Annotated in this window: 10 protein-coding genes; 5 read left to right on the top strand and 5 right to left on the bottom strand. The window is 34.4% G+C overall.

Annotated elements, in window-relative coordinates; genetic code table 11:
- Window positions 1-66: 66 nt before the first annotated feature.
- Entirely contained in the window at window positions 67-2,577 is a 2,511-nt protein-coding gene (mutS, locus tag OOK99_RS03840; protein WP_264719435.1) for a DNA mismatch repair protein MutS, read from the top strand.
- A gap of 61 nt (window positions 2,578-2,638) precedes the next feature.
- Here mutS and OOK99_RS03845 read toward each other — a convergent pair whose 3' ends face one another.
- Complete coding sequence (locus tag OOK99_RS03845; RefSeq protein ID WP_264719436.1) at window positions 2,639-4,015, bottom strand: ankyrin repeat domain-containing protein; 1,377 nt, start codon at window positions 4,013-4,015, stop codon at window positions 2,639-2,641.
- A gap of 131 nt (window positions 4,016-4,146) precedes the next feature.
- Here OOK99_RS03845 and aspS point away from each other — a divergent pair, with 131 nt between their 5' ends.
- Entirely contained in the window at window positions 4,147-5,949 is a 1,803-nt protein-coding gene (aspS, locus tag OOK99_RS03850) for an aspartate--tRNA ligase (protein ID WP_264719437.1), read from the top strand.
- Window positions 5,950-6,047: 98 nt separating this feature from the next.
- Here aspS and OOK99_RS03855 read toward each other — a convergent pair whose 3' ends face one another.
- On the bottom strand, window positions 6,048-6,680 hold the full coding sequence (locus tag OOK99_RS03855) for a glycoside hydrolase family 25 protein (protein WP_007302899.1): 633 nt from the start codon (window positions 6,678-6,680) through the stop codon (window positions 6,048-6,050).
- A gap of 177 nt (window positions 6,681-6,857) precedes the next feature.
- Here OOK99_RS03855 and OOK99_RS03860 point away from each other — a divergent pair, with 177 nt between their 5' ends.
- The gene (locus OOK99_RS03860; protein WP_264719438.1) at window positions 6,858-8,120 is read left to right on the top strand and encodes an MFS transporter; all 1,263 of its coding nucleotides are present in this window, start codon (window positions 6,858-6,860) and stop codon (window positions 8,118-8,120) included.
- Window positions 8,121-8,127: 7 nt separating this feature from the next.
- Here OOK99_RS03860 and OOK99_RS03865 read toward each other — a convergent pair whose 3' ends face one another.
- Entirely contained in the window at window positions 8,128-9,051 is a 924-nt protein-coding gene (locus OOK99_RS03865; RefSeq protein ID WP_264719439.1) for an RluA family pseudouridine synthase, read from the bottom strand.
- 118 nt (window positions 9,052-9,169) lie between these two features.
- A complete protein-coding gene (locus OOK99_RS03870; protein ID WP_264719440.1) occupies window positions 9,170-11,674 on the bottom strand; it encodes an ankyrin repeat domain-containing protein in 2,505 nt (834 codons plus the stop codon).
- 276 nt (window positions 11,675-11,950) lie between these two features.
- On the opposite strand from OOK99_RS03870, the gene OOK99_RS03875 reads away from it, so the two are divergent.
- Entirely contained in the window at window positions 11,951-13,237 is a 1,287-nt protein-coding gene (locus OOK99_RS03875; protein WP_264719441.1) for a Na+/H+ antiporter NhaC family protein, read from the top strand.
- Between the two features lie 174 nt (window positions 13,238-13,411).
- Here OOK99_RS03875 and prfB read toward each other — a convergent pair.
- Window positions 13,412-14,513 (bottom strand): peptide chain release factor 2 gene (gene prfB, locus OOK99_RS03880; RefSeq protein WP_264330491.1). Its coding sequence is split into 2 segments (ribosomal slippage): window positions 13,412-14,446 and window positions 14,448-14,513, totalling 1,101 coding nucleotides; the frame shifts between segments, so codons are not numbered across the junction.
- A gap of 155 nt (window positions 14,514-14,668) precedes the next feature.
- Between prfB and mgtE the strand changes: the two genes are divergently transcribed.
- The gene (gene mgtE / locus OOK99_RS03885) at window positions 14,669-16,039 is read left to right on the top strand and encodes a magnesium transporter (RefSeq protein WP_264719443.1); all 1,371 of its coding nucleotides are present in this window, start codon (window positions 14,669-14,671) and stop codon (window positions 16,037-16,039) included.
- The last annotated feature ends 76 nt before the right edge of the window (window positions 16,040-16,115 follow it).

Genomic DNA, 16,115 nt, shown 5'->3' on the forward strand with positions numbered 1-16,115 from the left:
ATTGATCCATAATAAAATAACCAATGCCAGAGTAAGTGGTTTGCTGCTAACATATTTAAAAATATTATGAACTTAATAAGAGAAAAAAATACCCCTGTGATGGAACAATATTTGAACCTGAAAGCTCAATACAAGGATCATCTGTTATTTTATAGGCTAGGAGATTTTTATGAGTTGTTTTTCGATGATGCTATTAAAGCTGCGAAATTGCTGAATATAGTGCTAACCAAGAGGGGCAATTCAAATGGGCAAGAAATACCAATGTGTGGAGTGCCAGCACACAGTAGCGAATCTTACCTACACAAGCTAATAGATTTAGGATTCAAAGTAGCAATCTCTGACCAATTAGAAACTGCTGATGAAGCAAAAAAGAGGGGCTATAAATCCATAGTAAAGCGTGATGTAGTGCGAGTTGTAACTCCAGGTACAATTATAGAAGATTCACTACTGGAGGATAAAAGCAATAATTATCTCGCATCCATAGTTGAACAAAATGACGAATATGCTATTAGTTGGCTTGAATTATCGACGGGAAAATTTTTTCACACTTTAACGAGTTTGAAAGCTCTAGATAGTGATTTATTGCGTATATCACCAAGAGAATTATTAATTTCTGAAAAATTCACTGAGGATGAAAAAATTAGATCGATTTTAAAAAATTATAAAATATCAATTACGCAACACGCACAGAGCTTTTTTGAGTATAGTAAATCTCACAGAACATTATGCGAGTTTTATAAAATCAGGGAACTTGGGAGTATAGGAAATTTCAGCAAAGTAGAAATCATGGCGTGTGGTGCACTGCTTGAATATGTCAGAGTAACGCAAAGGGGCTCCATTCCAAGGCTTGAATTCCCAAAAACCTATAAGCAACAAAATTTCATGCTTATTGATGCTTCAGCAAGGAGAAATCTTGAGTTGTTTTCAACTCAATTTGGTGAAAAGAAAGGTTCACTAATTTCAGTTATTGATCATACAGTTACAGCTTCTGGTGGACGCCTGCTCAAACAAATGCTCGCTTCACCCCTTGCTTGCTCTAAGGCAATTAATTTGAGGCTCAGCACCGCTCAATTTTTTGTAAATAATCATGATTCACGCAGAAAAATACGAGAGATATTATCTAACATTCCGGATATTGAAAGGTCTTTATCGCGCTTAATACTAGGGCGTGGTTCACCAAAGGATATGAACCTATTGAAAATAGGCCTAGGAAAGACTTTAGAATTGTCTGAGTTTCTGTCTACCTTGCATAATTATTGTTTAAGTGAAAAATCAGAAATTAACTCTCAGATGTCATTCCAGTGCTTGACCAGAGAAAAGGAACCAGTGTCTACTACTCAGGTGATAAGTAGTGACGAAAGTGAACTAAGCACAATACATAAAAGCCTTGGCAATCATAAAGACCTATTTGAACTGTTAAATAGTGCTATACTTGATAATAACCTCAGTTCCGTGAAAGAAGGAGGATTTATTCACTCAAAATACAACTCAGAATTATCTGAGTTATCCTACATATTAAATAATAGTAATAAACTAATAACCAAACTCCGTGAATCTTATCGCGACCTAACTGGTATTGCCGCACTTAAAATATTACATAACAACATACTCGGTTATTACGTTGAAGTGTCGGCAAATCACAAAATAACTTCGGATATATTTATTCATAGACAAAGCTTAGCAAATAGCATGCGCTACACTACTAATGAGTTGAAAGAACTAGAAAATAAAATTCTTACGGCACGTGATGCTGCAATCGGCTTAGAAATGAAAATTTTTAGTGAACTGTGTAGTGAAGTCGCTAAAGAATCTGAAAAAATTGCTCTTGCTGCAAATGCTTTGGCAAAACTTGATATTAGAACCGCGTTTGCAGAGCTTGCAGTGCAAAATAATTACGTAAAACCCATCATTGATGACAGCAAAGAGTTCAATATCTGTAGCGGAAGACATCCAGTGGTTGAAGTTAACGATAAATTCATTGCAAATAGCATCAATTTAGCTGGTATACATCTAATTACTGGTCCTAATATGGCTGGAAAAAGCACTTTCTTGAGGCAAAACGCTCTCATTGCAGTTTTAGCTCATATGGGGTCATTTGTGCCAGCAGAGAGTGCGCATATTGGAGTGATTGACAAGATATTCAGCAGGGTTGGCGCAACGGATAATATAACAGCTGGTTATTCTACCTTCATGGTAGAGATGATCGAAACAGCAACGATAGTAAATCAGGCAACAGATCGTTCCTTGGTGATACTTGATGAAATTGGTAGGGGCACAGGGGTATATGATGGATTATCTATTGCACAGGCGGTGATTGAACACATTCACAACATAAATAAGTGCCGCGCCATTTTTGCAACTCATTATCATGAATTGACTAAAGTAGGTGAATACTTAGAAAATGTGAAATGTTTTTGTATGAAAATAAAAGAATGGAAAGGAGAAGTCATCTTTTTACATGAAGTAATTGAGGGCGTTGCAGATGAGTCATATGGAATACATGTAGCAAAACTTGCTGGTTTTCCTGATTCTGTTTTAAACAGAGCAAGAGAAGTATTTGAGGAGCTAAAGGCTTGAGGAAAGTAACATTATATTACTCCACAATTATGGAGTTTTAGCAATCTATGGCGCTTTAATTTTAGTCAGCTTTCTGAGTAGCTGAATTAACGTAGCATTGATCTATTGCCACATTGGTCAAGATTCCAATTCCACCACCTACAACTGCACCTACAGCTCCTAATGCTAGTTGAGTACCAATTCCAGCAGAAGACCCAATGATTAATGGAGCAAGAAAATATAATGCTAAAGCGCAAGTTATTGCAGCTACACTTATAACAGCCAGCTTTCTCGGACAAAAATTTTCTGGTGCCTCAGCACTAGATATGAATGATGATTTTACTAGATTTTTTCTACTTTCATGATCTAAAAAGCCACTCACTGTTCTCATTATAGGACGGGTAGAGCGGTCACCAGTTAAGTAAATTCTATCTCCCACTATATCATGAAGCTCTTTAACTTGAGCTTTATATTCATCCCAATAGTTTGATAACTCTTGTTGGTCATTGAGAAGATCTGGTTTATTTGAAGTTGTTAACCAGTGTGAGTCATGTTCCAAAATATATCGAATTGTAGCTTTCCCTATATCTATATGCCCTTCAGTAATTGCATACTTTAAAACACCTTCTGCTTTTTCCCTTCCAACATTAAGATCAGCACCAGCTTTTATTAATAATTCTACTATCTCTGGAGTGTCAAAAAATATAGCAGTATCTAGAGGAGTTTTTTCATTACAATCTTTGATATTTGAGTTTGCTTTTTTTTCTATTAAATAACTTATAAATCCTAAAGCTCTATTAGCTTTTTCAGGATTTAGGTCTTTATTATTTCTGTATACTCTAATTGCAAAGTGCAATGCAGTTTGACCCTTCAGCGCATTAGCGTCTATGCCTGGTCTCCAATAGCCATCCTGTTCTTGATTTACTATGTTTACATCCGCACCGTTTTCTATTAAAGCCTTAGCTCCTTCGAAATTGCCTTTTGCAGTTTGCAGATGAAGTAAGTAACGACCAAGATGATCAGTTGCATTAGGATTTGCACCTTGTTCAATCAAATACCTTGCAATTTTATCATTAAATTTGTGATCATAAGTTGCAGATTCTAGTGGCTCAGGATTTTGCGATAACTCATTTTTAGCTATTGATTTATTCATCTGACAGATTGATTTGACTAACTCTAAATCTTTTTTCATAACTGCCTTTCCGACTGCAGTGACGAATTTTACACCTTGCTCTATTAGATATTTAGCCATTTTACTATCAATAGCATAACCTAATAAATTTGTACCATTTTGGGAATTAATCTCAGCAACAACATCTTTAATAATAGAGCTGTTTTTCTCAAAAATTGATTTTACTTTTTCTAAATCATTTTTGGTAACAGTATCAACAAGATCTTTTATTACAGCATTCACCCTCTCTTTTTTAGCTAAAATTTCTTTTAATTCTTCAGGGTTCATAAATACACCTCAACACACATAATAAAAAAGTATATCTAAATCAGAATTGCTTGTAAAGGATCTTTAGATATTATCTTGCCCAAAGGTTAATTTATTTTATAATCTTTTTGTATTCTAGAAATTTCAATTAAATGAACTGTTATAAAACTCACGAGTGTAATGAATTAAGGAAGAATGATGTAGAAAAGGAAGTTATTCTCTCTGGTTGGCTGTATCGCAAACGTGACCATGGTAACCTAATCTTTGTTGATTTAAGAGATTTTCATGGGATTACTCAGTTGGTATTCAATAACGATAAAGATTTTTTTGATGAAATTTCGAATTTAAAATCAGAAAGTGTGATTACTGTCACAGGAATAGTCAAAGCTAGAACTGAAGATACGGTAAATAGCTCTATTTCCACAGGAGAAATTGAAGTTATAGTTAGTAATTTACAAGTTGAATCTGAAGTTGAGTTCCACTGTGATGAAGAAATAGCAAAAGAAGAAAGGAGTATATTAGCAAGTATCGCCGGTGAGCAAGAATACCCAGAAAACATGAGATTTAAATATCGTTTTCTTGATTTAAGACGTGAAAAGGTTCGTAATAACATTATTCTACGTTCACAGATCATTTCAGAGCTCAGGAGGCTCATGATAGAGCAAGGATTCTTAGATATTCAAACTCCCATACTTACTGCCTCTTCTCCTGAAGGAGCACGTGATTATTTAGTGCCAAGCAGACTAAATCCTGGTAAATTCTATGCATTACCACAAGCTCCACAGATTTTTAAGCAGTTGCTTATGGTTTCAGGGTTTGATAAATATTTTCAAATTGCACCTTGTTTTCGTGATGAGGACGCAAGGGCTGACCGTTCTCCTGGGGAGTTTTATCAGCTAGATCTTGAAATGTCTTTTGTAACTCAAGAAGATATATTTCAGGTTATTGAATCTACCTTATATAAAGTGTTTGCCAAATTTTCTCGCAAATCAGTTGATAAAGATTTTCCACGTATTACATACAAAGACGCAATGCTCAAATACGGTTCTGATAAACCAGATCTGCGCAATCCACTATTGATCAGCGATGTAACAGAAATTTTCCGTAATTCAGAGTTCAATATTTTCAAAAGCAATATTGAGCGAGGTATGGTAGTCAGAGCCATTCCTGCTCCCAAAACAGCGGAGGAACCACGCAGCTTTTTTGATAAAAAAATAGAACATGCGCAAAAAGAATTAGGTGCTAAAGGTCTTGGGTATATAACATTTGATAAGGACGGCATTGCAAAAGGACCAATTGCTAAATTTCTTGATGACAATAGGTTAAATTCTATAAAAGAAATAACAAATGTAAAGCCTGGAGATAGTGTATTTTTTGCTTCTGATAAGGAAAATGAAGCAGCAATAATTGCAGGGAAAGTTCGCTCTCTCTTAGGATCACAACTAGGTCTTATAGATGACAATATCTTTAAGTTTTGCTGGGTCATCGATTTTCCATATTTTGTATATGATGATAAAAGCAAAAAAATAGATTTCTTTCATAACCCATTTTCCATGCCACATGGTGGCTTGAAGGATTTAGAAGACAAAGATCCACTAGATATCCTTGCTTATCAATATGATCTCGTTTGCAATGGAATAGAGCTTTCAAGTGGGGCGATTCGTAATAACAAACTAGATATTATGTACAGAGCTTTTGCCATTGCAGGCTACAGTAAAGAGGAAGTTGATACAAAATTTGGCGCGCTTGTGCGTGCATTCAGGTTTGGAGCGCCACCTCATGGTGGAATAGCGCCAGGGGTTGATAGAATGGTTATGCTACTTGCAGATGAGCCGAATATTCGTGAAGTAATCTGTTTTCCTATGAATCAGCAAGGAGAAGATGTTCTAATGGGCGCTCCTTCTAAAGTAGATGATAAGCATTTACGTGAGTTGTCTTTAAAGGTTGTTGAATAAAGTTGTATATAACTTGAGTTTAGGTGGGGAAAAAACAAGAATATTGAATTCTGTTAAAGTAGTGCTAGGCCCTAGCACTACTTTATAGTTTTAGGATATCAAAAAGTTTGGTCTAGCGGGACTTGGCCCTCTATTCCGTTTACTTCTCCTTGAGAGGTGTAATTCCAATAAGTATAGTTTTTACCCGCATCCTTCCAATCTTTAGGTAATTCAGGCTCCGATCTTCCTCTCCAATCAGCAACCCATAATGGGTAGTGAGAAAAATTATGTTCTTCTTGTGTATAGTAATCATTCCACGTTTTTGGTGAAGCATATACAATTGGACTGTATCCTTTTTCATTCAATTGAGTCAATAAAGAATGAAGTTTTTCGGCTCTCTGTGTGTTAGTGTGTTTTGTAGGATCATCACATTTTGTTGTTCTTCCTTCGCAAATACCAGTTGTAGCACTAACAGCTAACTTATTTGTACCTGGCTCAAAATTAGCTTTTTTAAGTTCGTTAACTATGTTATTCAACTGACCTTCAGGTGTTGAGGTCATCCTAAATACGTGATATGCCCCAGCTTGCACATTATTATCTTTCATACTTTGAAAATTTTGTCCAAATTTAGTGTCTTGAAAAGTTTCTCCCTCAGTTGCTTTGGCAAATGCAAACCTTACCTCATCCTTTGCAACTTTCAACCAATCAATCTCTCCATTCCAATGAGATACGTCTATACCTTTTTCACTCATACTAACCTCATAATTACAATAAATGTTGAATATAGAATATAATAGTGAAAATTTAATGAATATCTTGTGAGCATATTGTAAACAATTTTATACTAAAACAGTTACAAAGTTCTAAACTACAATCTATAGACAAAAATACTTGTTATTAGTAAGTTAAATTATAGTGAGTTAAAAATTATGAGCGATATTCAAAAAGCAATACTATCAAGTATAATCTGCAATATGATTATATGGTATGAAATAACTCTGTTTGGAGTTTTGACGCATATAATAAGTGACGTTTTTTTTTCATCAGAAAGCGACTACATAAAAAAAATCAAATTCCTTGGCAGTTTTGCAATTGGCTTTGGATTTAGACCACTTGGTGCGTTTATTTTTGGTTACATTGGAGATAAGTATGGCAGGAGGAAAATTTTACTGACTTCCGTAATATTAGCTTCGATATCGTCTACTGCAATTGCGGTTATACCTAGCTTTAGAGAAATAGGAATATTTTCTCCTATACTGCTTCTGTTTTGTAGGATAGTACAAGGAATGGCAGCAGGTGGAGAAACAAGTGTTAACTCTGCTTTTTTAATAGAGCATTCAAGCGATAAAAAAAATCTAGGATTCTTAGGGAGCATGAAAGCGTTTAGTGGTGCTCTCGGTTCTATCACATGCTTTGTAATGATAGCTATTTGCAAAAAGTTTACAGGTGAAAATTATGAAATTTGGGGCTGGAGGTTGCCCTTCTATTTCTGCTTCATTATGGGCATAATAGGCTTTTTAACAAGATATATAATGGAAGAGAGCTTAGCATATAAAATTCATGATCAAAATAGAAGCTTATCTGATTCTCCATTTTTAGAATTAATCAAAACCTACAAAAAAGCATTTATATTAGCAATTGGGCTTGGTATCGCTCAAAATGCAATCGTTTATTCGGTAATAATGTTTTATAACATATCTGTAAAAGCGCTTACTCTGTCAGGTATTGATATTAAAAATGTAGTAAGGATTATAGTTGAAATTACATTTGGAACGTCCGCAGTGCTATTTGCAATACTGTCTGATAAAGTTGGAAGAAAAAATGTAATGATTCCTACATTAGTAGCTCTAGCTTGCGCTGGTTTGCCGGTACTTTCGCTATTATCAAATGATAACCACTATATTGTCACGCTCTCTTTTCTGTTGATAAGTGTGCCGATAGGTGCATCTTTTGGAATATATAATTCTCTTGCCTGCGAGTTATTTCCAACAAAAGTTAGGTGCACCGGCTTTAGCCTCGCACATAACATATCTGCAGGTATTTTTGGCGGCCTTTCTCCATCGGTATGCATGTGGCTTATAGAAAAAACCGAAACAAAACTTGCTGCAGGGATTTACCTTACTGTTTGTGCATTGATTAGCCTAATATCTGTACTTCAAATTAAAGCCAAAGACAAAAAAATTGATTGGTGAAATCGCTTTAGTCAAAAGATAGCGCTTCAATAGATTTTTCGATATGTTTAGGGACAGGAGCAGTAATAGTGACTTCTTTATTATTTGGCAATTTTAAAGACAAAGAATATGAATGTAGGTGAATCTGATTTGCTACTCCATCAATAAAAGCTTTTTTACCGCCATATTTACCGTCACCAAGAATAGGACAATTTATATGAGCTAAATGTGCACGTAATTGATGAGTTCTGCCAGTAATTGGTTGTAATTTTAAATAAGCAACATTATGTTTTAACCTTGCTATAATTGAAAAATGCGTAGTGGCATTTTGAGGTGAATCTTCATCAACGACTACTTTTTCTTGCCCTGAAATATATTTTTTCACCAACGGATAGTCTATTGTTCCATTATCTTTGCTCGGTATACCAAAAGTTAATGCTAGGTAAGTTTTTTTTATCCTCCGTCCTTTAAATTCTTCCATAAGGTATTTGGCAACGCTGGCATTGCGTGCGAATATTATTACTCCGCTTGTATCCCTATCCAGCCTGTGAACAATTTTAAATATTTCTCTCTCTCTTATTTGGTCAAGTAAATCACTAATGCTAATTTTTACCTTTATGCCGCCTTGAACAATGACCCCTGCGGGTTTGTTTATAGCTAGTATATATTCGTCTTCATATAATATGTTCTCTCTCAGCAAATTTACTAGCTTTTCATTATATTTACGTTCAGAGTTAGTATTTTCAATATAATCTAAGTATCTTATTGTTATAGTTTGTCCAGAATTCACTTTATCGCTAGATTTTGCCTTGCAATTATCGACTTTGATTAATCCTTTCCTTAAAGACTTTTCGATTGTAGATTGTTTCAAATTGGGAAAAATTCTTCTAATGTACCTATCAAGCCTAACATTATTATCTTCTACTAATATGGTTTTGGTATCGTATGACATCTTACCTACAGAAATCTTATAATGAAAGTAGCGTACACTGAAATCTAATAGCACACAATCAGACCTAATGTACTTTCAGTGTCTGTTACCTCTACATCTATCATTCGAGCGTAATTGGTTAAAATCGATCTAAAGAAAATCCTATAATATCCGAATACTTTGCTATAATCGAGGAAGATTTTAATGATATTTCTTTCATCTTAGAAAGGTGAGTACTAGGGCCTAACTTCATACACTCAATGCCGTTAGCTAAAGATGTTACTCTTCCTACATTAACATTTGTAGTGTTACATTTCCGCCTGTAAGGACTATATCTTTGTTCTTTTATTCCATTCATTTTAGTACTAGGGCCTGGACACGCTTCAGTGTTAGGCCCTAACTTCATACACTTAATGCCGTTAGCTAAAGATGTTACTCTTCCTACATTAACATTTGTAGTGCGATATGACCACCTGCAAGGACTATGTAATATTTGTTCTTTTACTTCATCTATTTCAGCTGGACACGCTTTAGTATTAGTTCCTAACTGCATACATTTAATTTGGTCATTTATAAATGCTACTCTTTTTTCATTAAGTTTAGCGTTATACTGTAATTGTTCAATTTGGTTAGCTTGATCTCTTATCATAAATTCAAAGCTGATAGATAGACGTGATTTTATTTCTCTCAACATATATGATGCTATGTGTTGCACCATATGTGAAGCTGTGTGTTGCACTTTCATTAATGCTTTGTTTCTGAGTATACTTGATTCTAAGTTAAGCCGCGTAAGTATATCTAGTGCTCTTTGTTCTGCTTCCACTAGAAGATTACTTATGCCTTGACGTTCAGCTAAATCTCTTATAGTTTCACCGCAGTGATCAGGCAATAAAGTACTTGCGTTATAACATAGTAAAGTCATTACTACTATCCAGTGTCTATGTTCGAAAGCATAAGCTAAAGGAGATTGCCCTGAGCTATCCTGTGCATTAATATTTGCTCCATATAAAATTAAGGTCCTTACTACTTCCGCATGGCCACCTTTGGCAGCTTTATGTAAAGCAGTTGATCCTAAATCATCACCTGCATTAGCATTTACTCCAGCTTCTAATAGAAAATGTACCATTAGTGTATCACCATGTCTGGCAGCACGACGTAAAAACTCAGCTCCCATCAATTTCATCACATCATTCCACACTTCAAGTTGTATTAGGGTACCTATTGTCCCTCGAAGATTATGTGGAGAAGTAAAGAGAAGTATTTTATATGAATCATTCGTCTCAATACTTGCTCCATGGGCTATTAGATAATTTATTACTTTTTTATTGCCTCTTGCAGCAGCACAATCAAAAGGAGTCCATCCCCATGTATCCTTATAGTTAACATTTGCTCTATAGTGTATTAAGAGCTTTACTGCTTCCAAATTACCAAGCGCAGCAGCAATATGTAAGGGAGTTCGCCCCACTAACATATCCTCTATATCAACACTTGCTCCACATTGTGATATCTTCTTTAATAGGATCTCTAATATTAATGTATCATTCCTTGCAGCAGCCCAATATGAAGGAGTCCATCCAAATACATCCACTTTCTCAATAGTTTCGCCAATATTATTATCATTTTGTGTTATGACTTCCACCATTCCTTTGTCGCCATTTGCGACAGCAATATGTAAAGGAGTAAGCTTAAGTGCTCCATTGCCTTTAACTTTTGCTCCACTATCCATTAAGATCTTTACTGCTTCTGTATGGCTATGACTGGCAGCCTTATATAAAGCAGTCAATCTCCCTAGATCCTCTGAATTAACATCTGCATTATTTTTTATTAAGATTTTTGTTATTTCTACATCGCCATTTGCAGCTGGCTGATGTAAACTAGTCTGTTGATATGAATCCACCTGATTAACATCTGCCCCTCTTTTTATTAGCTCTAATACTACTCTTATATTGCTTGTTTCAGCAGCCCAATGTAAAGCATCCCATTGAGAAAATGGACCTCTTGCGTTAATATCAATTTCTTTTACTTCAAGCAAAGCATCTATTAAACTGTCCAGCTTAAAATCAATAGCTAAATACAATAACGTGTATGAATAGCGTTCATGGAGACAATCTACTTCAAACCAATAATTTATATCAAACTTATTTTCTTCCCACTCTTTATACACATTTCCACTTGCTCTCTTTAGTATCTCTAGTGTTTCTAGTATCTTTTGTGTATCTAGCATCACTGGTACCTTTTTTGAGATCTTTCGTGCATTTAGCACATCCTCTAGCGCCACTGCTTTTGGCTCTTCTGATGTCTCTTGTACACTTAACCTTTCTAGTATTCGTTTTAATATTTTTTGTGCGTTTGATATCCTTGACTCCTTTAGTATTTTTTTTGCTTCTTCTATTGTCTGCGGTACATTTACCACCTTTAGTCTCTTTTTTAATGGCTCTTGTGTCTCTTGTACTCTTGGAGTCTTGCTTGATGTTTCTAGTTCATGCGATCGCTCTTCTGACATCCTTAATATTTCTGCTTGCTCTAGTATATTTACTTTCTTTAATAGCTCTTTTATTCTTTCAATTACATTATCTTTACTTAAATTTACCTCTTGATCAATTACACCTAATGTTACGTTCCACTGTTCATATGTCATTACCATAGCTTTACCTCATACTATAAAACATTTTGATACTATATGTTATGGTACAATAGTCAACGCATTTTCCATAGCGTAATACTTGAGAGTCTAAAAAACTGGTATTAACTTACAGAAAACCAAACTTGCTTAAAACTACTTAACTATAGTGTTTTCTAAAATAAATGATAGTGCACTAACATACAAACTCGCAGCTTTTAGGGGGTAATCTCGTAATGAAAATTTATCATTCATTTTCGAAACTACTATAGTTATAGTTATGAGTTTTAAGGCAGTAAAATGACAGCTTTTTTTCCTTTGGTTATTTTTTTAATCTTATACCTTGGAAGTGGTATCTATTTTTCCTTTATTGGAATTGATAATCCGCTTCGCCAAGTTTCACCGATAAATTGCCTACTACCGGCGCTATTTTTTGCTGTTGCACGCAATGCAGATAAAATTCAACGTAACATCGATACTGTCATTGAGGGTATGGGTGATAAAAACACCCTTACTATGTGTTTAATTTTTCTATTTTCTGGAGCATTTTCTGTGGTGACTCAATCAATTGGTAGTGCAGATACTGTTGCTGATTTAATTCTCAATTTCCTTCCAGCAAAATTACTACTGCCTGGAGTATTTTTGGCTTCCGCTTTTATATCAACTGCAATTGGTACGTCTATGGGAGTTGTTGTACTAATGGTACCAATAGCTGTTAACTTAGCGAAAAGTGGGGCTTTTGGTCTTGAAATAGGAACTGCAACTGTAGTTGGAGGTGCCGTATTTGGTGATAATCTTTCAATGATATCTGACACTACTATTGCATCTATTTCTTCACAGGGGGCCACGATAAAGGATAAACTTAAAGTGAATTCTAAAGTAGCATTTGTTGCCAGCATTATAACGCTTGTCTATCTGGCAATTATGGCAGATAGTACAAAAATTATTCCTACATCAAATTTAGATTATTTATCAGTAATAAAGATTATTCCTTATATTTCTTTAATAATCATGGGGTTATTTGAAGTTACTACTTTAGTAACAATAACTATAAATATAATTGTTGCTAGTGTATTAGGGATGACTTTTTTTGACTATACTATCATTCAACTCTCTCATGACATATATGACGGTTTCAAAAAAGTAAACGAGATAGTAATATTTGCTCTATTTATTGGCGGATTGAGTCATATAATGTACAAGCAGGGTCAAAAGGCATTACACAAACTTATCGATGAAAGCAATATCACAAAAACTAAAGCTGAATTTGTAATAGCGGGCATAGCATCTATGTTTACTGTTTTAGTTGCTAATAATACCATTGCTATTTTATTAAGTGGCGATATTGCAAAAAGGCTCGCGCAAAAGCATAATATTCCGTCATACCGTAGTGCATACTTGTTAGACATTTTTGCTTGCGTTACAAAAGGCATTTTGCCTTATGGTTCCCAGCTGCTGCTAGCAGGTAGCATTGCTTCTGTCTCACCTATTTCTTTGTTAACACAAGTTTATTACTGCTTTATTTTAGCAGCAGTTACAGTAGGTGAAATAATCATCAATGGCAGACGTTGCGCGGCTACAACTTAATGTACGAAGATTTCTCTTCATATTACATTTTTGTGCCCATAAGAAACGAGTTGCCATTTTCATCAGCTACTTGGATAATAGATATATTCACAAAATTGTTCCATTTTTCTCAATAGGTTTTGGTTTTCTTTTCCCCTTATTAGCAGAGCATAAAACTTAGCTTTTTAATAAATCTCATTTTAACTCCAATACACTAACTATGAAACAATCTATATTGCCATCAAAAACGGAATTTATATTGCCAACTTCATGTCCAGTCCTTAAATCCTTTACCATTTGATATGGATGCATAACATACGATCTGATCTGACTGCCCCAACCTATATCGCATTTCTTGCCATATTCTTCGGCCATTTTCTGTTCTTTTTTTTCCAATTCAATTTGATATAAACGTCCTTTAAGTAGTTTAAGTGCTTCATCTTTATTTTTATGTTGAGAACGACCATTTTGGCATTGAGCTACAACGCCTGTTGGAATATGCGTAATACGTACCGCGCTTTCAGTCTTATTTACATGCTGACCACCTGCTCCAGAAGCACGGTAAGTGTCGATCTTTAAATCCTTTTCATCCACAACAATATCTATTGAATCTTCAATCACTGGAGTTACTCCTACACTTGCAAAACTGGTATGACGTTTACCATTTGCATCAAATGGTGATATTCTAACCAATCTATGAACTCCACTTTCGCTTTTTGCCCACCCGTAAGCTTTTTCTCCGATGATCTTTATTGTTGTAGATTTTATACCAACTGCATCACCATCTAATTTTTCTACAACTTCAACTTTAAAATTGTGATAAATTTCTGCCCATCTTGTATACATGCGCATGAGCATCTCAGCCCAATCATTGCTCTCTGTTCCACCAGCTCCTGAGTGGATTTCTAAAAAGCAGTTATTGTTATCTGCTTCACCAGTAAATAAAGATTCTGTCTCTTTAAGTTTGATTAATTTCTCTAGCTTTACTAACTCACCTTTAACTTCAGAAAAAAATTCTTCATCATTCTCATCAATAGCAGATTTCATCAAGCTGATAGCATCGTTGTAATCGCTTTCTAGCTTTGAAAACGATTCTATGTCATGCTTAATTTTAGAGCGTTCTTTTAAAATTTCTTGTGCTTTTTGATTGTCTTGCCACAGATTATCATTCGATGCTTGAGAATCCAGCTCTTCAAGACGCAACTTCAATTTTTCTATGTCAAAGACACCTCCTGATAAGAGAAATACTTTTATTTAAGCCTTGAAAGTATTCAAGGATTTCTGGATGGGTTTTCATTATACTTTAGACTTTAATATATTTATTATCACTAACAATAACAGCAAACAAAATAGAAATTTAACCATATAATAGTTAATTCAAAATAATTTTATTATACTTGAATGTTCAATAAAATCAAGTGTGTATATTTATTAAAAAAATAAGGTAAAGTAATGAATATTAAAACAAGTTCTCATTATGGTTTAGACAAAAAGGCTATTGATGATTTAATAGAGTCTCTCGATAATCAAGAATTAGAGAATGTTCGTAATATTGTAAAAACGATAGATAGCGTTCAGTTAGCTTATTTTTTATCTACTTCGATCAGTGATCACAGGGAGAAATTAGTTAATATCCTCGATCAACATTTGTTAAGTGATGCCTTAGTACATGTAGTACCAGATTTACAAGTAGAGATCATAGAAATATTGGGAATAGAAAATACAGCAAAGTTACTAATGCTTCTTGATATAGAAGACATAGTAGCTATAGTGAAAGATTTAGATAGAAAGTCTATAGAAAATATACTTAACTACTTACCCAATGCAACTCAAAAATTAGTAGAGGAATTGTTATCATACCCAGAAGAAAGTGCAGGAAGGTTGATACATAAAAATATGGTTATAGCTCCATATTATTGGACGATAAATCAGCTAATGGAATTCTTGCGCAACTATAAAAAAATACCAGAAACATTTTATCAAATTTTCATCATTAACTCAAAATTAGAACCCATAGGCATTTTCAACTTAAATAAGGTAATATCTCACTCAGGAGAAACAATAATAAAAGAGATAATGAGTCAAGATATAAAAATAATTAAAACTGGAATGGACCAAGAAGAAGTAGCAAGAGTATTTAAAGATTACGCTCTATTATCAGCTCCAGTAGTAAATAAGAATGGTAAAATTATAGGTGTAATCCTTATTGAAGATGTAATCAAAATTGTTCAACAAGAAGCAGAAGAGGATGTGCTTAAAATAAGCGGTGTATCTTCTAAATCTGATATAAATGCCCCTATACATAAAACTATAATTAAAAGACTACCTTGGTTACTGTTTAACCTCTTAGCTGCAACAATATGTTCTATAGTAGTTGGCTTTTTCGATAACGTAATACAAAGTTTTATAGTACTGCCAATAATTATGCCAATCATTGCATCGATGAGCGGAAATGCAGGATCCCAAACAGTAACACTAACTATCCGGGCAATCGCAACAAAATATCTAACTGAGCAAAATGCAAAAAGAATACTGATGAAAGAATTTTTAATAGGTCTTATAAACGGGGTGATCTTATCTACTATTTCATTAGTAGTGTTAGCAATAAGGTTTCACAATGTCAAAGTGGAGATGATTTTTGTGGTCTCCATGATTATGATGTCAATTATTGCAACGTTCATCGGAACTTTCATTCCTATAATGCTTCATCGTTTTAGATCCGATCCTGCTGTTTCGTCTTCAATCTTAACATCAGCAACAACTGATATTCTCTCAGCTCTTATATTTTTTGGTCTAGCCACGATCTTTTTATTAAATAGCTGAATCTTGCTATATAAAAAAATTGCTTTACAAGCTTTACCGTCCACGTTATCATTACTCATAGATGCATTGAAGAAGA

This window comes from Wolbachia endosymbiont (group B) of Eucosma cana, assembly GCF_947250645.1.
Lineage (GTDB): Bacteria > Pseudomonadota > Alphaproteobacteria > Rickettsiales > Anaplasmataceae > Wolbachia.